Here is an 18,578-nt window from a genome sequence, read left to right on the forward strand (position 1 = left end):
GTTACCGGGCCTGAAGACGATGTCGTGGCGGGGGTTGAAGCGCGATGGGCCGGGCATTGCAAGCGCCAACTGGCGCTGTGAGCGCCTCTTGCTCAGATCGCCGCTGCGACGTCATTTGCTAAGCGAAACAAGACCCTCGCGGCAAAAATCTTGCGGGCGCGATCGTGCGGGGGCCCAGATGCACGAAACCACCGGGAGGCAGGGATGCCCCGGTGGTTTCGGGTCAGGGGAGACTGGCCCTGCGGGCCTTGCGGTCAGAGCTTGCGGAAGCGTCCTTGGGTCCAGACGCGAAAGTCGGGAGTCTCGGTGTCCTCGCGGGCAGCGTCATCACGCTGGCGGTCGAACACGAGCGATCCGGTCTTCCGGCTGAAGCTCGAGCGGCGGAACGGCAATTCGGCTCCGATGTTCATGGCATTCTCCTCTATCCAACCACTTCAACGCGCGCGCGGGCGCGTTGGTTCCCGGCTCGGGCAAATTTTTCACGGGTGGTGGCTGGCACGCTTTTCGCAACGCAGTTGGCCAGTTCGCCACGATCGCCGCGAGGACCCATGCCGCTATACGATTTCCACTGCCCCGAATGCACCGCCGCGTTCGAGCTGCTGATGCGCTCGAGCGACACGCCGGTTTGCCCGAATTGCGGCAACACCGCGCTCGAGCGGCTGGTTTCGCGGGTGTCCCCACCGGGCAAGTCGAAGGCGCTGATCGCGGCGGGGCGCGCGCGCGCCAAACGCGAGGGCCACCTCAGCAACTTCTGAGAGGCGCGGGTGCCGGAGCCGGCGGGGCGTGTCGTCTTCGCGACATTGTCGCGAAGCGTACCCTCAGCGCGTGCCCACGCCGCGTTCGAACTGGCTTTGCAGGCTGGCGAGCGCGCGCGCGGAGACGGGGGGCAGGGTGCGCGCGCTCTTGCCCTTGCGCAGCCGCGCTTTGTCCTTTTCGTCGGGCTCGACCACGCGCACGCGCACCGCGGCCTTGCCCTTGGCGAGCACCCCCAGTTCCTGCGCCGCGCCTTTCGAAAGGTCGAGGATGCGGGTGGGATCGCCGAAGGGGCCGCGGTCGTTGACGCGCACGAGGATGCGCCGCCCGGTGTCGAGCGCGGTGACTTCGACGTAGCTGGGCAGCGGCAGGTCCTTGTGCGCACCGGTGATCCACTTGGCGCGGAAGCGTTCGCCGCTGGCGGTCTGGTTGCCGCTTTCGTTGCCGTACCAGGTGGCATAGCCGAGCATGTCGTAACCGGGCTGCGCGCGCGGGGTGTAGCGCGCGCCGCGCACCGAATAGGGCGGCCCGATGCGCACCGGGGTGTCGCTTACCGGCCGGAAGCGGGTGCCCCCACCGCAGGCGGCAAGCGCGAGGCTCGAGACGAGGAGAAGCGCGAGCGCCTTGCGCACCCGATCAGTTCCGGCTGGCCGCGCTTTGCTCGCGGATCGCCTTGAATTCCGAGCCCGCCTTCCACGTCGGCCAGCGGCGCGAGGTGGCGAGGTCCCAGCCGATCCGGCCGATGAGATCGATGTCCTCGAGCGCGCCGGTCAGGTTCCAGTCGGGCCCGATCGCGTCGCAGGCCTGGTGGTAGCAGTTGCCGGTATAGGCATCGATCCAGTCCTGCCCGGCCTTGGTGCCGCCCTGTTCGAGGTTCGAGGCCCCCGCAATGCCCATCAGCAGCATCACCGGCACGCCGCGCTTGGCGAACGAGAAGTGGTCGGCGCGGTAGAACAGCCCGCGCTCGGGCAGGCCTTCGGGGGTGACGGTGCGCCCTTGCGTCCTGGCGACGCGCGCCATGTCGTCCTCGAGCGTGTCCTGCCCCTGGCCGACGAGGATCACGTCCTTGGCCGGGCCCGCCGTCTGGAGGATGTCGATGGCAAGGTTCGCCACCGTCTTTTCCATCGGCACGACCGGATTGGCCGCGTAGAATTCCGAGCCGAGCAGCCCGCGCTCCTCGCCGGTCCAGGCCGCGAAGACCACCGAGCGTTCGGGCGCGGGGCGGGTCTTCATGACGCGCGCGATGTCGAGGAGGGCCGCGACGCCGAGCGCGTCGTCGTTGGCGCCGGCGCGGTAGATGCGCCCTTGCGCGTCGGGCTCGCCCTTGCCGTAGGCGTCCCAGTGCGCGCCGAAGATCACCGCCTCGTCGGCGTGGGTGGTGCCTGCGATCTTGCCCAGCACGTTGTGGCTGGTGATCGTCTCGTGGGTGACGGGAACGTCGGCCGAGAAAGTCACGCCCTTGAGCACAACGGGCTTGAAGTCCTTCGAACGCGCCTGCTTCTCCAGCGCGGCGAGATCGAGCCCGGCGCGCGCGAAGAGGTCCTTGGCAACCGCGCCCTGGATCCAGCCCTGGAGCTGGAGCGGGGTCAGCGTGTCGGCGCTCTTGACCACGTCGTAGTTCTCGCCGCCCGGACTCTCTACCACGTTCCAGCCATAGCCCGCGCCGGCGGTGTCGTGGACGATCAGCGCGCCCACCGCGCCCTGGCGTGCGGCCTCCTCGAACTTGTAGGTCCAGCGCCCGTAATAGGTCATCGTGCGCCCGCCGAACTTGCCGTAGGGATCCATGCCCTTGGCCGCTTCGAAGTCGGGGTCGTTGACCAGGAAGACGACGACCTTGCCCGCAAGGTCCGCGCCCTTGAAGTCGTCCCAGCCGCGTTCGGGAGCCTTGACCCCGTAGCCCACGAAGACGACCGGGGCCTTGTCGATGACGGCGGCATCGGCGGGACGCAGTGTCGAGACGTAGATGTCCTTGGTGCGATCGACCGCGAGCGCGCCCTTGGGCGTCTGGAAGGCAAGCGTGCGGGGCGTGCCCAGCTTCGTGTGCAGCAGCGGCACGGCCTGGACCCACTGGCCGTCCGGCCCGGCAGGCTCGAGGCCTTCGTCCTGCATGCGCGCGATGAGGTAGCCGATCGTGCGCTCGTCGCCCGCGGTACCCGGTGCACGGCCCTCGAAAGTGTCCGAAGCCATCGTCGTGACGTCGCGCGCGATGCGCTTGGTGTCGAGGGCGAGGGGGGCGGAAGTGGCGGATGCCGTCTGGGCTTCGGCGGAAGCGATCGGAAGAGCGGCCAGCGCGCTGGCGAGGCAAAGCAGGGTACGGTTCAGCATGGTGCGCATTCTAGGGCGACAGGCGCGAAGGACAAGCGCGGAGCCTGTGCGAGATGTGCAAAGCTCTGTTCGAATGGGGTTTCGCAAGGCCGATCGGAACCGCGCGCATTGCATGCGTGTTGCTAGGCTCGGAGCGAAAGGAGAGCCATGTTCGAGGTCATGACCATGGGGCCGCGCGACCGCGCGCGCTGGGGCGAAATCACCGCCGTGATCGCGCGGTTCGGGCTCGAGGCGCTGGCAGTGCGGCTCGGGCTGGGGGAGGGCAAGCGGAGCGACGGAGATTCCGCATCCGAGCGCGACCTGCCCAGCCGCACCCGCCGCGCTCTCGAGGCGCTGGGGCCCACCTTCGTCAAGTTCGGGCAGATCCTCGCCACCCGCCGCGACCTTCTCTCGGACGAGTGGATCGCGGCCTTCGAACGCCTGCAGGACGAGGCGCCGACGCTGCCGTTCGAGGATTTGCGCGGCCAGGTCGAAGCCGCGCTCGGTGCCCCGCCCGAGGAGGTCTTCGACGAGTTCGATCCACAGCCGCTCGCCGCGGCCTCGATGGCGCAGGTCCACCGCGCGCGGCTGGCCGACGGCACCGAGGTCGCGGTCAAGATCCGCCGCCCGGGCATCGCGGCCCGGATGGAGGCGGACATGCGCATTCTGCGCCGGCTTGCCGGACTCGCCGAGGCGCGTTCGCCCGCACTGCGTCGGCTTGCGCCCCGCCCGATGATCGAGCAGCTCGGGCGCGACATTCTCGAGGAGCTCGACTTCACGCAGGAGGCGCGTAACGCCGAGCGCCTGCGCGAGGACCTTACCGATCTTGCGCGCGTCACCGTGCCGCGCATCCATTGGGCGCACACCGGGCCCGACCTCCTGGTGATGGACTTCATCGAGGGCACGCCGCCGCGCAGCGCACAGGCCTTGCGGGCGAAGGGCATCGATCCCGAGGCGATCGCCGCGCTCGGCGCCGAGCTGGTGCTCGAGATGGTGCTCGTCAACGGGCGCTTCCACGCCGACCCGCACCCTGGCAACCTCCTGTGCCTCGCGCCCGATCGTCTCGCGCTGATCGACCTTGGTTCGGTCGGCACCATCGCCCCGCGCCGCAGCCACGAGTTCCTGACCTTCATCCTCGCCCTGCGCGCGGGCGATCCGGCGGGCGTGGCCGACACCCTCGCGCTGTGGTCGCAGACCGGCGACGTTTCGCGCGAGCGGCTGATGGTCGCCGCCGAGCGGCTGGTCGCGCGCCACTCCACCGGGCCGCTGGTGCTCAGCGCAATGGTAGCCGACTTCTTCCCGCTCCTGCGCGAGGAGGGGCTGGTGCTGCCGCCCGACCTCGTCCTCATCTTCAAGGCGATGGTGACGATGGACGGGGTCCTATCGGGCATCGCGCCGGGCTTCGACTTGTCCGAGGCGCTGGGCGCCATGCGTCTGCGGCTGATCACGCACCGTCTCTCGGGGCTGGCGCGGCCCGAGCGCGGCGAGGCGCTGCTGCTCGAACTCGCGCGCGTGGCCGATCAGGCACCGCGCCTGATGCGCGCGGCGAGCGCGCGGCTGGAACGCGGCGAGGAGGCACCACCGGGCGAGGAGGCCACCGCCCGGGCGGTGCGCCGTGCAGGTGCGCTGGTCGGCGCCGCGCTCGTCGCCCACGCGTTGATCGGCGTGGTGGCGCGGCTGGTCGGCTGAGAGGCGCGGAGCCGGGTCAGGCCGTGATCGCGGCGCGGCGGGCGGAGGGAACCCTTTCGCACCCGGCAGGTTGCAAACCTCCATGGGCCCGTCGCTATGGGTCCGGCTGACCGGAGTTCCCGCCCCCTTCATGCGCATTCTCTTTCGTATCCTGCCGCTTGCCGCGCTGGCGCTCGCCCCGGCGCTGCCCGCGCCCGGCCATGCCGCGCAGACGCCCGTCGAAGCCGTCGAAGCCGTCGAGGCCGCCGCGACCGGCGCGAGCTCGGACAGCGCAAGCTCGGACGGCTCCACCACCGCCCCCGCCAGCGAGGCGCCGAGCGACCCTTATGGGCGCGGCACCCCGCGTGGGATGGTCCAGGGACTGATCGGCGCGCTCGCCGACGGCGACGAAGATGAGGCCGCGGTCTTCTTCGAGGATGCCGACAACGGCGCGACCCGCGCGCGCCAGCTCGAGGCGGTGCTCAACCAGGGCGGCTCGCTCAACGCCTTCGCCGAGCTGTCCGACAAGAGCGAGGGCGTGCTCGACGACGACCTCCCGCCCGAGCAGGAATATGTCGGCAACTTGGGCGACAAGGGCAAGACGCCGATCGTGCTGACCCGCTCGCAGGAGGCGAACGGCACCGTGATCTGGCAAGTCTCGCGCCAGACCAGCGACATCGTCGGGCGCATGAACCCGCAGACCACCACGCTCGAGGACAACGGCGAGATCGAGGTCGCGGGTGCCGGGCTCGAGGACTGGGGCGTGCTGTTCGGGCTTGCCGCCGTGGTGTTCCTGGCGTTCCAGCTCGTCACCACGGCCCTGCTGGCGATCGCGCGGCGGCTGGTGCGCAACGCCGATGCCAATGCGGCACTTGGCTTCGCGCGCACCGCGATGCCGCCCTTCAGCCTGTTCCTCGCCAGCATCGTCATCCGCATCTGGGCCGACAGCCTGCCGGTCTCGATCATCGCGCGCCAGTATATGCTGAAATACATCGGCCTGTTCTCGGCCGCCGCGCTGACGTGGTTCCTGGTCCGCCTGATCGACGCGATTTCGCACATGGTGATTGCGCGCATGGAGGCGCGGGGCCAGCGCCAGGTGGTCTCGGTCGCCTCGCTGCTTCGCCGCACCGCCAAGATCCTGCTGCTGTTCGGCGTGCTGGTGGCGATCCTCGACACCTTCGGGATCGACGTGACGACGGGCATCGCGGCGCTGGGCATCGGCGGCATCGCGCTGGCGCTCGGCGCGCAGAAGACGGTCGAAAACCTCGTCGGCTCGGTCTCGCTGATCGCCGACAAGCCGGTGCAGATCGGCGACTTCTGCAAGATCGGCGACGTGCTCGGCACGGTCGAGGACATCGGCATCCGCTCGACCCGCATCCGCACGCTCCAGCGCACCGTGGTGACGATCCCCAATGGCGACCTCTCGGCGCAGAAGATCGAGAACTACGCGCGGCGCGATCGTTTCCTGTTCAACCCGGTGATCGGGGTCGAATACGGCATCGGCTCGGCCAAGCTGCTCGAGGCGGTCGAGGCGATCGAAGGCGTGCTCGAGGGCAACGACCGCATCGTTCGCCCGGGCTACCGCGCGCGCTTCGTCGCCTTCGGGGCCAGTTCGCTGAACATCGAGATCTTCTCCTACATCGCCGCGGCCGACTACGACGAAAGCCTGGTCATCCAGCAGGACCTGCTGCTGGTGATCTTCGCGACGCTGGAGAAGGCCGGGATCGGCATCGCCTTTCCCACCCAGACGCTGCAGATCGCGCGCGCGGGCGGCACCTCGCCATCCGCGCTGCCGGCGCGGCCTGAACGTGGGGCTGCGCCAGTGCAGACGGTTCTCGACGATCCGGACGATGCGCCGCAGGACAGCCCGCACGCGGTCGACGACGACGATGCGGACGGCGAGGATGTCACCCCCGCCTGAGCGCGCCTACTTGCGCTTGGGAGCGGTCTTGCCCTTGGGCGGGCAGAGCTTGCGGTCGCCCTGCTTGCAGGCGGCGACGATCTTCTCCCACTCGGCCTGCTCGGCGTCGTACTTGGCCACGTCCTTCCGGTGGGCGCTGAGCGCGGCCATGTAGGCAGCTTCGTCGCTCTCGCTCTTGGTGCGCGCGGCGCGCACGGCGTCGTCGTGTGCCTTGCGGCTGGCGAGCGTGCTCTGCGCGGCGTCCTGCGCCAGTTCCGCCTGGACCCGGTTCGCCTCGACGCGCGCGGCAACGGCGGGATCCTCGGCAGGCGCCGTGGGTGCGACCGGGGTCTGCTCGGGGACTTGCGCCTGGACGGGGACGGCCATCAGGGTGCAGATCGCTAGCGTCAGGGGCAGCACGGGGCGCATTCTCGGTTCCTTTCTCCGGGGCGCGGTGATCGCGCGCCGATCTCGGGAAAGTCTTACCGTTGCAAGCGCTTGGAGCAAAGGCCGATCAACGTGTCGGACCACCGGCCCGCCCCGGGGGATCGTCGGGGCGGGTCGGGGCTGTCACGGGGCGATGGCTAGCGCGAGACGCGCAGGCCCCGTGCATCGAGCATGGCAAGCCGGCTGGGATCGCCGCGCGCCTCGAGCCGCGCGGCGAGCATCGTGTCGCGGTCGGCATAGGCCCGGCCAAGCGATTCCACGCGGCATTCGCGCATCTGGGCGTGCTCGCGCAACTGGCGCAAGTCGGCGTAGCCGCAGACCCGCTTGACGGCCGAGCCTAGCCGCACGTCGAGCGTGGCAAGACCGTCCGCGCTGTCGAGGTCGAGATCGGTGTAGCGCACCAGCACGGTGGGCAGGTCGTTGGAGATGGCCCGTTCGACGACGACGTCGGCAAGGGCTGGGGTGGTGAGCAGCGCACCGCCAAGCGCGCAAAGGGCATAGGCAAGCTTTCTCATGGTCGTTCTCCTCATATCGGTTGCGCACAGGGAGACGGGCTCCGGCGCGAGAGCGCCGGAACGAGCTTTGCGTGGAATTAGTCTCAAAAGGTTCGCGTGCCGGGCGGGCTGCGTCATCGGGCAGCAGGCGGGCACGGTGCGTTGCGCGTGGCGGGGTTTCGCGTGTCGGACGAAATCGGCAAAAGCTGTCGGCGGACCGTGTCCGCTGTCTCGGCCTGCCGATCCACCCTGCCATCCAGTCTCGTAGCCCCTGTTTCCGGCCCGCTGGGCGGGGCTCGGCAGGCGGGGGCGAGCGGGCTGTCCGGCCGGGTGCCGTCGTTGCCGCAACTTGTCTTTGGGGCGACCTCTCCCTGCGATGAGTCGGGGTTATACGCCTCGTCGCGCGAGATGGCAAAGTTTACAAAAGCGCACGTGGTGCAGGGCGGTCGCTGGCTGCGACGAAGCGTTTATCGTGGAAAATAAGCTACGTAAGTATCCGGATGACTAATGGCCCTGCCCGGAAGATGCACAATTTTGCACGATTCGTCGCCGTAGGGGCTCAGCGCGCGCAGTGTTCGTAATAGCCTGCACGGCACGCCGAAACGTCGTGGCGCCACTCGGCCATCGCGGCCTCGTAATCGGCGCGGGCGCGGGCGTAGCTGCGCCGGTCGTCGTCGGCGGCGCTGCGGCCTGCATCGTGGTCGCGCATATCCTGGGCATAGTTCGAACCGCTGCGGCTCTGGTAGCCGCCGCGCGCGTCGCGGGCGTCGCGCCAGTCCTGCCAACCTTGCGCATAGCGCGCATCGCGCTGCTGGACATAGGCGGCTTCCTCGCGGTTGAGGCGGCGGATCTCGGCCGCGTCGGCCTCGCGCGCCGCGCGCGAACGCATCGCGGGGTCCTTGGGATCGTCGGCCAGCGCCGGTGCGGCCAGAACGGAAACGAGCACGGCCAATGCCGGTGCCAAGCGCGATACCCTCATGTCAAACCCCGATTTATTCGTGTCCCTACGCTCTTGTAACGTAGGATGCGCAACCTTTGCAAAAGCGATGCGACGAAACGTTCCACCGCTCGTCGCAAACTGCCCACGTATCGGCGGCGGGCCAGGCAGGTCGCGAAACGGGGCAGGGGCATTGCGCTTGGCAGGGCTGCGCCTATCTACGGAGAAATCCTCGGCCCGCCACCTTGATTGGCGCGAACAAATCTGGAACAAAGCCCCCCATGAGTCTCACCCACATCACCGTGCGCGGCGCGCGCGAGCACAACCTCAAGGGTTTCGACATCAGCCTGCCGCGCGACAAGCTGATCGTCATCACCGGGCTTTCGGGTTCGGGCAAGTCCAGCCTTGCCTTCGACACGATCTACGCCGAGGGTCAGCGCCGCTACGTCGAGAGCCTCTCTGCCTATGCGCGCCAGTTCCTCGAGATGATGCAGAAGCCGGATGTGGAGCACATCGACGGCCTCTCGCCCGCCATCTCGATCGAGCAGAAGACGACCAGCCGCAACCCGCGCTCGACGGTCGCGACGGTGACCGAGATCTGGGACTACATGCGTCTCTTGTGGGCGCGCGTGGGCGTGCCCTATTCGCCCGCCACCGGCCTGCCGATCGAGGCGCAGACCGTCTCGAACATGGTCGACCGGGTGATGGAACTGCCCGAGGGCACGCGCCTCTACCTCCTCGCCCCCGTCGTGCGCGGGCGCAAGGGCGAGTACCGCAAGGAATTGGCCGAGTGGCAGAAGGCGGGCTACACCCGCGTGCGCATCGACGGCGAGCTCTACGCGATCGAGGATGCGCCTGCGCTCGACAAGAAGTTCAAGCACGACATCGAGGTCGTGATCGACCGTATTGCGGTGAAAGACGGCATTCAGACCCGCCTGGCCGACAGCTTCGAACAGGCGCTGAAACTGGCCGAGGGGCTGGCCTACGTCGATCTTGCCGAGGGCGTCGTGCCCGGGCGCGAGGCGGAAGGGGCCGATGCCACCGGCACGAACCTAAAGGGGGCCGGGCTCCCCGCCAACCGCATCGTGTTCTCGGAAAAGTTCGCCTGCCCGGTCTCGGGCTTCACGATCGAGGAGATCGAGCCGCGCCTGTTCTCGTTCAACGCGCCGCAGGGGGCGTGCCCGGCCTGCGATGGCCTGGGCGAGAAGATGGAGTTCGACCCCCAGCTCGTCGTTCCCAACGAACTGCTGTCGCTCAAGCAGGGCGCGCTCGTGCCCTGGGCCAAGTCGAACCCGCCGAGCCCCTACTACATGCAGGTGCTCGCGAGCCTGGCCGCCCACTTCGGCTTCGACCTCAAGACCCCGTGGCAGGACCTGCCTGGCGAAGTGCGCCTCGTCATCCTCTACGGCACCGCGGGCGCGCCCGTGCCGCTGACCTTCAAGGACGGGCGCAAGGAATACACCGTCACCAAGCCCTTCGAGGGCGTGATCGGCAATCTCCACCGCCGCCTCGTCCAGACCGACAGTGCGCTGATGCGCGAGGAGCTGACCCGCTTCCAGACCGCGCAGCCCTGCGAGGTCTGCGGCGGCAAGCGCCTCAAGCCCGAAGCGCTCTGCGTGCGGCTGGCCGAGAGCGACATCGCCGACGCCGCGCGGCTCTCGGTCGCCGACGCCTATGCCTGGTTCGGCAGCCTCGAAGAGAAGCTTACCAGCCAGCAGGCGCAGATCGCCAAGGCCATCCTCAAGGAGATCAACGAGCGCCTCGGTTTCCTCAACAACGTCGGGCTCGATTACCTCAACCTCGACCGCACGAGCGGAACCCTTTCGGGCGGCGAAAGCCAGCGTATTCGCCTCGCCAGCCAGATCGGCTCGGGGCTTTCGGGCGTGCTCTACGTGCTCGACGAACCCTCGATCGGCCTGCACCAGCGCGACAACGACCGCCTGCTCGAAACCTTGAAGCGCCTGCGCGATCTCGGCAACACGGTGATCGTCGTCGAGCACGACGAGGACGCCATCCGCACCGCCGACTACGTGGTTGACCTCGGCCCCGGCGCGGGCGTCCACGGCGGCGAGGTCGTCGCCGAGGGCACGCTCAAGGAAGTGCTCAAGAGCAAGTCCAGCCTCACCGCCCAGTACCTCACCGGCAAGCGCAAGATCGAGGTCCCCACGAAGCGGCGCAAGGGCAACGGCCACAAGGTCGTCGTCCACAACGCGCGCGCCAACAACCTCACCGGGGTGACCGCCGAGTTTCCGCTCGGCACCTTCTGCTGCGTCACCGGGGTCTCGGGCTCGGGCAAGTCCTCGCTCACCATCGACACCCTCCAGGCCGGCGCCAGCCGCACCTTGAACGGCGCGCGCGTGATCGCGGGACCGCACGACAAGATCACCGGGCTCCAGCATTGCGACAAGGTGATCGAGATCGACCAGTCGCCGATCGGGCGCACCCCGCGCTCGAACCCGGCGACTTACACCGGCGCCTTCACCCAGATCCGCGACTGGTTCGCCGGGCTGCCGGAATCGGAAGCGCGCGGCTACAAGCCCGGGCGCTTCAGCTTCAACGTCAAGGGCGGGCGCTGCGAGGCCTGCCAGGGCGACGGCCTCATCAAGATCGAGATGCACTTCCTCCCCGACGTCTACGTCACCTGCGAGGAATGCGGCGGCAAGCGCTACAACCGCGAGACGCTGGAAGTGAAGTTCAAGGGCCACTCGATCGCCGACGTGCTCGACATGACCATCGAGGACGCGGTCGAGTTCTTCAAGGCCGTGCCTCCGATCCGCGACAAGATGCAGATGCTCACCGAAGTGGGTCTGGGCTACATCAAGGTGGGCCAGCAGGCGACGACGCTTTCGGGCGGCGAGGCGCAGCGCGTCAAGCTTGCCAAGGAACTCGCGCGCCGATCCACCGGACAGACCCTCTACATCCTCGACGAGCCTACCACTGGTCTCCACTTCGAGGACGTGCGCAAACTCCTCGAGGTGCTCCACCGTCTCGTCGAGCAGGGCAACTCGGTCGTCGTCATCGAACACAACCTTGATGTGATCAAGACCGCCGACTGGATCATCGATCTCGGGCCGGAAGGCGGCGTGCGCGGCGGTGAGATCGTTGCCGTCGGCACCCCCGAACAAGTCGTGAAGAACGACCGTTCGTTCACCGGGCACTACCTCAAGCCGTTGCTTTGACGATGCGCAAGGGGTGAAAACACCCTTGCGCATCATCGCGTTTCCTCACTTCGACAGCCTGGCAAAGGCGGGAAGCTGGAGCATTCCTGGGCTGCCTTAACCGGGAGGAATTCGAGGGCCATTGCCCTCGCGTTCCTCAAATCGGCGACCTCGGTTTGCCACGTGTTCAATCGGCCGTCATGCCTGCCTCGGCGTGAAGCCCGTAGCTGCTTCAAGGTGAAGGGCACTTTCGCGCTCTTGGCCCAGATCCTCGCCCCCCGGCTCGCAATGGCGCGCTCTACAGGGCATCACTTCGAACCTTACCCAGCGCGAGGTTCGCAGTTGTAGCGATCACTTCGACGGCTTGTGCTTGCGCTGCGCCATCGCGCTCCAAATGCATGGGAGGAATGGTCACGCCATCGTGCGCGAAAAGTGGCTCAACACATGGAGCGGTCCCCGGATTCCGGGGATGATCGAGGAGGGCGATCCGTACGGGCGCGAACTCGAACGCGATCTCGATCAGGGTTTGGAAGACCTGTACGCGTTGGATTTCCGCAGGGACGGCAACGACGACGTGCGTACGCGGGTGGGTTCGCGTGCAGCGTGATGGCAGAATTGGTGCTCCTAATTTCGTCGAGCCTTATCGTCGGGTTGGAAAGCACTTTCACTTTCGATGAGGTGTGCAGCTTGGCGGCGCGTTTCGCAATTGAGGCGTGCAAGCGCCAGCTTGATATGGTTGTCGACGGTCGAGGGTGCGATCTCGAGTTCCCGGGCAATTTCCTTGGACGATTTTCCATCCATTACGAGCCGTAGACATTCAATTTGGCGGTTACTCAGCCAACCATGGGTCTTCGAATAAGGCATGTTTGTCAGCATCTTCTTTGTGATCCACGATGCATTGTTTGTATATATTTTGTATTTGCAGGCCATGTGAAAACTATGTAATTGACCTTATCTTCTGATAATTTATGTCATGAATTCAGATGTTTGGTCTAATTCTCTAGTCGATTAAAGTCTTAACAGGCCCTTAAGGATGCTGGGGGTTGGTTAGTGATTTGGCTAGTTCGCCGCAGCGCGAGACAGATCGTGTTCATTCTTGGCAAGGTTAGCGGGCGTTAGGCGGATTTGCCGTAGCTCCGGAGGGGACCTTGGAGCGGGGGCGTTCCTGGGTGCTGCTATCTGTCGGTTCTGTCGCGCGCCGACCCGCCATAACCCGACGCTCTGTCGGCGTACGCCAAAAGGTGACGCCGACAGGATTGGCTTGTGGTGAAGCAGTTCTTGGCCGCCGAACACGCGAAAAAAGATCAGGTTCATGCCGGTAAGTGAGGTTGTCCGCGCCGGACTTGTTAACGCACTTCACACGCATGGTATTCGAACTTAGTCGAAATCTGAAATCGGGTGATTCGGCGTGGGGGTATTTTGGTGCGGCTATCGGAACGGTTGACGATCGCCCGAAAATTGGAACTGCATGATTTTCGGCCGACTGGCTTTGACTACATGCGCCTCGTTCTGGCCTGTCTGGTCGTCGTAACCCATGCCCCGACGATTGCCCGCGGCGAACAGGCCGGGGTTGATTTCTTCAACTCCGCACTGGCCGCTCCGCTCAAATTCGTATTGCCGGCCTTCTTTGCCTTGAGCGGGTTCCTCGTGGCGGGCAGCATGGAGCGCTGCAAGTCCTTGGCGATGTTCCTCATGCTGCGGGGTATCCGCATCTATCCGGCACTGGTCTGCGAAGTCCTGCTTTCCGCGTTTCTCGTGGGGCCGCTGGTCACCTCGCTGCCCTGGAAGGCCTACTTTTTCGACCCGCAGTTCTTTCGCTACCTCGTCAACGTCACGGGTCACATCAGCTATCGGTTGCCGGGGGTGTTCGCGACGGCGCCCAAGCCGGATGTCGTGAATGGCCAGTTGTGGACCGTGCCCTGGGAACTGATCTGCTATCTTTGCCTGTCCGTCCTCATCCTCCTGGGGCTGGGGCATCGCAGGCGACTGATCCTTTGGGCGATCGGCGCGATGATCCTCGTCGCCGCGACGACGAATTCCATCGAACATGGCGGCTTCACGGTCCTCGTCGGGCATGTCTGGGGATTGGATCTGCTGGTCTATTTTTCCGCCGGCGTCGCGTTCCATCTCTACCGTGGCGAACTGCCCTGGAGTTGGGAGTTGTTTGGCATGTGCGTGCTGGCGGCGTGCATCCTGATGTTCTTCGTGCCGGGAGGGCAGTACCTGGCGCTCTTTCCAACCGTGTACGCGACGGTTTTCCTGGGAACCTGCAGTCCGCGCATGGTCCTGCCGAGCGGATTGGCCGACTGTTCCTATGGTGTCTATCTCTATGGTTACGTCATCCAGCAACTGGTGGCGGACCAGTGGGCGTGGTCGCGCACGAGCGCGCTCAATGTCGCTCTCGCTCTGCCGCTTAGCATCGGTGCGGGGCTGCTTTCCTGGCATTTGTTCGAAAAGCCGGTCATGAGGTTGCTTCGGCCAAGATTGAAGGCCTTCGAGGAGAAGTGGCCCCGGAGGCGACGTGATCGGCGCAACACGGTCGCCGGGGCGCATTTGGGATCGGATTAACCATAAGAGCAGGATTTCGGCTTAGTCGAACTTCCCAAGCGCATGCTCATCCTGGCCCACCAGGCCACCCGTGTTTGCGAGATCGAACGTGAAAGTCCGGAAAATGACGCCAGAACCCATCGTGAGTGTCATCATTCCCACGTACAACCGCGCATCGACGATCGCGGCCGCCGTCGAGAGCATTTTGGGCCAGACTTGCGCGCAGATCGAAGTCATCGTCGTCGACGATGGGTCGCAAGATGACACCGCGCGGGTCATGGCGGCGCTTACGGATCCACGCTTGCGCTATGTCGCCTTGCCCCGCAACGCGGGCGCCTGCGCCGCGCGCAACCATGGTATCGAACTGGCGCGGGCCGATATCCTGGCCTTTCAGGACAGCGACGACGTCTGGCACCCGACCAAGCTCGAGCGCCAGCTCGCCGTGCTGGGCGCGGCACGCGACCGCGTGATCTATTGCGGCTTCATGCGCTGCGAGGATGGCGTCGCGGCCTATACGCCCCATTCGGGCATCGCGCCGCGCCGAGGGCGCATCGTGGCTCCATTGCTCGAAGGCAATTTCGTCAGCACGCAGACACTTCTGGTTCCGCGCGCATGCCTCGACGCGGTCGGCGGCTTTCACGAGACTTTGGGGCGCCTGCAGGATTGGGAACTGGCGATCCGGCTCAGTGGGCTCTACGAATTCGACCTGGTCGATGAGCCGCTTGTTCACGCCTATATGACCCCTGGCAACATTTCGAGTAACCTCAAGGCTTACGTGGACGCGATGGAGACGGTTCTCGATTTGCATGGCGCGGTCTTTGACGAATATCCGCAGGCGGGGGCTCTCATTCGCTGCAATCTTGCGCATCACCTGTTCGCTCTCGGGCGGATGGGTGAGGGCAGGGGGCAACTGAAGATGGCCCGCGCGCTCGGGCACCACCGGCGTACCTCGGCGGGACTTTGGTCTCTCTCGCTGCTGGGCGCGTACCTCTATCGAGCGGTGTTCAAGCTGGTGGCGTCCGGGCGCTGGCGCTGGCATGCGCGCGTGACGCGCCGGATGATCGCCAAGGGCCTGATTCCGCAGAGTGAACTTCCCGTTCGCCCGGCCCCTGCAGGCGGCCAGCCCGTGCACGGCAAGCCAGGCGTGTCCGGGTGCTGAAACTCGCGCGCGCCCGGACCAATCGTGCAGCGCTTGCACCGCAAGGGGACGGCTCGGACCTGACGGGGCGGACCGCCCATGGCAGCGCGGTCGCCATATCCGCGCAGCTTGCCCGCGTGGTGGTTCAGTTCCTCGCCCTTGCCGGCCTCGCCCGCCTGCTGACGCCGGCGGATTTCGGCCTTGTCGCCATGGCCAACGCGGTGACGGCGCTCTCCGCCGTCTTTATCGAGCCGGGGGTCACCTTGACGACCGTGCAACGTCGCGAGCTGGACCAGGCAGCGTCCAACATCTTGTTCTACGCCAGCGCCGCGATCGGGTTGGTCTGCATGGCCTTGCTGGTCGCGCTGGCGCCCCTGGCGGGCTGGTTTTTCGCGGATGATCGGGTCGCGGGGCTGGTGATCGCCTTGGCCGCCTCCATCCCGGTGGTTGCGGCGGGGCGCCAGCATGCGGCCATCCTGCGCCGCACGATGCGCTGGAAGCCGCTGGAACTCTCCAGTCTGGTCGGGCAGGCGGCCGGGGCCGTTTGCGCGCTTGCCTGCGCGTGGTTCTTCCATAGCGGATACATGGCCCTGGTCGTGCAGGTCTGGGTCGCGGCCGTGGTGACGGCGGGGCTTCTTTGGTGGTGGTGTCCTTGGCGGCCAACTCTGGGTTTCAAGGGGCAGGCGCCAGGGGCGGTGCTGGGTTTCGGCGCCTCGTTCACCCTCTCGCAGTTCCTGAGTTATCTACAGCGCCAGATCGACGACATCCTGATCGGCTGGCGGTGGGGCGCGGCGCCGCTGGGCTTCTACAACCGGGCGTACCTGCTCCTTGCCATTCCCACGCAGCTCATCACCGCCCCGTTCAATGCGACAATCGTGCCGGCCTTGAGCCGAGTTCAGGCCGAGCCCGAGCGCTGGCGCAGGATCTACCTCGAAGCACTTGGCCTCACGGCGATGGTCTCCTCAGGCATCACGGCGATCCTGATCGCCTGTTCGGATGCCGTCATCCTGATCACGTTCGGGAGCCATTGGGACCAATCCCGGGAGATCTTCCTGACATTGTCCGTTTCCCTGTTTTCTCTCAACCTCCTCGCGACGGTGAACTGGATCTACGTCTCGCTGGGTCGGGGCAAGTCGCTCATGGTCTGGTCGATCGTCTCCACGCTCGCCCTGCTTCTGGGGTTCGCCCTGGCCATCGCGGGAGGGCCGCTCGCAATGGCCAGGGCCTACAGCGGAACGATGCTGCTGCTCTTCCTGCCAGGGATGTTTCTTGCGAGTCGGGCGAGCCCGGTCTCCTTTGCGCAGGTACTACGGCAGGTTGCCTTCCCACTTGGTGCGGGAATCGCCAGTGCCCTGTTCGGGCGCTTTCTCCACGGGCAACTTGGCCTGTTTGCACCGATCGTCTCGGGCGTGATCGTGGGCCTGGCGACGGCTACGCTCTATGGCGGGGCAACCGTGATGATCTGGCGGCTCGATCCCTGTTTTGATCCCGTGCGCCAGCGCACGCGGCGCGTAATGCAAGACGTCCTGCTGCGGCGAAAGGCAGGCCAGGCGGCGAAGATCCGCTTGAATCTAGCGAAGTTCGCGCGATCGGGCCCGGCCCGGCACCGCGATGATGACGGTGTCGGGGAACGCCATTAGCCGGGCCGAATGCGCCTGCCACGCCGCAAGTCGGAAACCCAGCTTTTCGAGAATGTCCCTCGGATCGGTGTCCGGCGCAAGGTGGAGATGGGCCATCCAGACCGCGCCCCCGCATTCCTCGGGGAATGTGCGCGGAGCACCGGGCGGCTCGAGCTTCAACGTCCTGTGCGCCTGGGTCCAGGCATATCCGCTGGCGATCGCGGCGACGCGCTGGCGGGCGTTCGCGCTTTGGGGGGGCGGCCCCAACACGGAGGGATCGAGCGCGAAGATGCGCGTTTGCGGGCAGGCTTTCTGGCGGGCGACGAGATGGGGGACCGCCTGCGTGAAGTTGCGTTGTCCGGCCACCGTCAGGCACGCGACGGACAAGCTTGCCAGGGCGGTGACCACGAGCGCGTGGGGCCAGTAGCTCTTCTCGCCGAGTCGATCCTGCACCAGCGCGGCGAGGAGGGCGGCGACCAGCACGCCCAGCGCGATGACGTGCCGCTCGATCAGGACATGGGTGGCAAGATTGACCAGCGTGTAGCCCAGAACGGCGAAAAGCAGGCCGAGGGCCATGGCGAAGGCGAAGCCTCCTGCGCCGTCACCGTCATGCGCAGGGCGGCGCAGGGTCCGGATCGTCAACAAGGGATTGGCAAGGCAGGCCAAGGCTATGACCATCGCGAGGTCGCGGCCAAAGCCCGCCATGTCGATGCGATAGGGGGACGGAACCGTTTCGAAGCGCGCACCGTTGCGCAGGCACGCGATCATCACCAGGAGCCCGCAGGCAAGGACCAGCAAGGTGCCGAGTGCCGCCTGCCGACGCCTACCACGGCAATGGGCGACGACGCATCCGCCAAGAACCGCCACGCCAGCCAGGAACTGGGTGTAGTTGAGGGCCGCCAGAGTGCAGGCGAGCAGCGCTGCCCCCAGGGTCCGCCGTCTGCTGGGAACAGGAACGAAGTCCCCTCGCAGCACCAGCACGAGGCTTGCAAGAACCATGAGCGCAGCGAAATAGGCGCGTTGTTCGGCGAAGTATTCCACCACGAAGAAGCCTGGCAGCAGCGCCAGGCAAAAGTGAAACGCGAACCGGCGGTGCTCGCGCCCTCGCTGTGCGCTTGCCAGCGCCAGGAACAGGCCAAGTGGCAACAGGTTTGCAAGGCGTCCGAACAGAACCGACTGAGGAAGGATCCCGGCCAGGGCCCGCATCAATGCATAGTAGGCCGGCGGGTGCCCGGTATCTCCCGACCACATCGCGAAACCGGCGCTCCACGTGCGGTTCGGCTCGGTGAAGAGCATCGTCCAGAATTCGTCGATCACCGGATCGCGCAAGGCCGAGACACGGCAAAGGGCGATGACGACCAGCAGGAAGAATGCGGGCAAAAGCCACTGATTCCAACGCATGTCGCCCCAGCCCCGCATCGCTTTGGCATGGGCTTTCTTGTGCGGGGACGCAAGCACCTGTCGCCTGGACTTGGCAACGCAGCGATCTTCTTGCGTGCCGGCGACGAGGTGTGGGGGGGTGGGTAGGAAAGCGAGAGGCCGTCTAGCGCTGCGGGGGTGACACGAACCGTGCGCATGTCTGCGCAGGAATGCGCCAGCCGGGGCCCGTCGGC

Annotated in this window: 16 protein-coding genes; 8 read left to right on the forward strand and 8 right to left on the reverse strand. The window is 66.4% G+C overall.

From position 1 onward, the window contains the following. Positions 1–254: 254 nt before the first annotated feature. Positions 255–410: a hypothetical protein gene (locus tag HT136_RS00845; RefSeq protein ID WP_214196799.1), complete on the reverse strand. Its 156-nt coding sequence runs from the start codon at positions 408–410 to the stop codon at positions 255–257. A 138-nt stretch (positions 411–548) separates the two neighbouring features. Here HT136_RS00845 and HT136_RS00850 point away from each other — a divergent pair, with 138 nt between their 5' ends. Beyond that, positions 549–755 (forward strand): FmdB family zinc ribbon protein, encoded by a 207-nt coding sequence (locus HT136_RS00850; protein ID WP_214196801.1) that lies wholly within the window; start codon positions 549–551, stop codon positions 753–755. 63 nt (positions 756–818) lie between these two features. Here HT136_RS00850 and HT136_RS00855 read toward each other — a convergent pair whose 3' ends face one another. Continuing rightward, positions 819–1,385: a septal ring lytic transglycosylase RlpA family protein gene (locus tag HT136_RS00855; protein WP_214196802.1), complete on the reverse strand. Its 567-nt coding sequence runs from the start codon at positions 1,383–1,385 to the stop codon at positions 819–821. A 4-nt stretch (positions 1,386–1,389) separates the two neighbouring features. Further along, positions 1,390–3,078, reverse strand: a complete 1,689-nt coding sequence (locus tag HT136_RS00860; protein ID WP_214196804.1) for a M28 family metallopeptidase — start codon at positions 3,076–3,078, stop codon at positions 1,390–1,392. A gap of 147 nt (positions 3,079–3,225) precedes the next feature. On the opposite strand from HT136_RS00860, the gene HT136_RS00865 reads away from it, so the two are divergent. Beyond that, positions 3,226–4,746, forward strand: coding sequence for an ABC1 kinase family protein (locus tag HT136_RS00865; protein ID WP_214196805.1), 1,521 nt, complete (start codon positions 3,226–3,228; stop codon positions 4,744–4,746). A gap of 82 nt (positions 4,747–4,828) precedes the next feature. Then, positions 4,829–6,646, forward strand: coding sequence for a mechanosensitive ion channel family protein (locus HT136_RS00870; RefSeq protein ID WP_214196807.1), 1,818 nt, complete (start codon positions 4,829–4,831; stop codon positions 6,644–6,646). Positions 6,647–6,652: 6 nt separating this feature from the next. On the opposite strand, the gene HT136_RS00875 is transcribed toward HT136_RS00870, so the two are convergent. The 3 genes from HT136_RS00875 to HT136_RS00885 all read right to left on the reverse strand — a co-directional run bounded on the left by HT136_RS00875 (position 6,653) and on the right by HT136_RS00885 (position 8,530). Then, positions 6,653–7,054: a hypothetical protein gene (locus HT136_RS00875; RefSeq protein WP_214196809.1), complete on the reverse strand. Its 402-nt coding sequence runs from the start codon at positions 7,052–7,054 to the stop codon at positions 6,653–6,655. Positions 7,055–7,209: 155 nt separating this feature from the next. Beyond that, entirely contained in the window at positions 7,210–7,587 is a 378-nt protein-coding gene (locus tag HT136_RS00880; protein ID WP_214196811.1) for a UrcA family protein, read from the reverse strand. Between the two features lie 538 nt (positions 7,588–8,125). Beyond that, positions 8,126–8,530 (reverse strand): hypothetical protein, encoded by a 405-nt coding sequence (locus HT136_RS00885; RefSeq protein WP_246543231.1) that lies wholly within the window; start codon positions 8,528–8,530, stop codon positions 8,126–8,128. Between the two features lie 254 nt (positions 8,531–8,784). On the opposite strand from HT136_RS00885, the gene uvrA reads away from it, so the two are divergent. Beyond that, complete coding sequence (uvrA, locus tag HT136_RS00890; RefSeq protein WP_214196815.1) at positions 8,785–11,682, forward strand: excinuclease ABC subunit UvrA; 2,898 nt, start codon at positions 8,785–8,787, stop codon at positions 11,680–11,682. A gap of 400 nt (positions 11,683–12,082) precedes the next feature. Then, positions 12,083–12,268, forward strand: coding sequence for a hypothetical protein (locus HT136_RS00895; RefSeq protein ID WP_214196817.1), 186 nt, complete (start codon positions 12,083–12,085; stop codon positions 12,266–12,268). 17 nt (positions 12,269–12,285) lie between these two features. Here the strand turns inward: HT136_RS00895 and HT136_RS00900 are convergent, their stop codons facing one another. Then, a complete protein-coding gene (locus HT136_RS00900; RefSeq protein ID WP_246543232.1) occupies positions 12,286–12,537 on the reverse strand; it encodes a helix-turn-helix domain-containing protein in 252 nt (83 codons plus the stop codon). A gap of 564 nt (positions 12,538–13,101) precedes the next feature. On the opposite strand from HT136_RS00900, the gene HT136_RS00905 reads away from it, so the two are divergent. The 3 genes from HT136_RS00905 (at position 13,102) to HT136_RS00915 (ending at position 16,986) form a co-directional block, all read left to right on the forward strand. Further along, positions 13,102–14,229: an acyltransferase family protein gene (locus tag HT136_RS00905; RefSeq protein WP_214196819.1), complete on the forward strand. Its 1,128-nt coding sequence runs from the start codon at positions 13,102–13,104 to the stop codon at positions 14,227–14,229. Between the two features lie 103 nt (positions 14,230–14,332). Further along, positions 14,333–15,367: a glycosyltransferase family 2 protein gene (locus tag HT136_RS00910; RefSeq protein ID WP_214196820.1), complete on the forward strand. Its 1,035-nt coding sequence runs from the start codon at positions 14,333–14,335 to the stop codon at positions 15,365–15,367. Then, positions 15,361–16,986, forward strand: coding sequence for an oligosaccharide flippase family protein (locus HT136_RS00915; RefSeq protein ID WP_214196822.1), 1,626 nt, complete (start codon positions 15,361–15,363; stop codon positions 16,984–16,986). Before HT136_RS00910 ends, HT136_RS00915 begins: the two co-directional genes overlap by 7 nt. On the opposite strand, the gene HT136_RS00920 is transcribed toward HT136_RS00915, so the two are convergent. Then, entirely contained in the window at positions 16,918–18,345 is a 1,428-nt protein-coding gene (locus tag HT136_RS00920) for a hypothetical protein (RefSeq protein ID WP_214196825.1), read from the reverse strand. The two genes, HT136_RS00915 and HT136_RS00920, sit on opposite strands and share 69 nt — an antisense overlap. Between the last annotated feature and the right edge of the window lie 233 nt (positions 18,346–18,578).

The organism is Novosphingobium profundi (assembly GCF_018491765.1).
In the GTDB taxonomy this organism is placed as follows: Bacteria; Pseudomonadota; Alphaproteobacteria; order Sphingomonadales; family Sphingomonadaceae; genus Novosphingobium; species Novosphingobium profundi.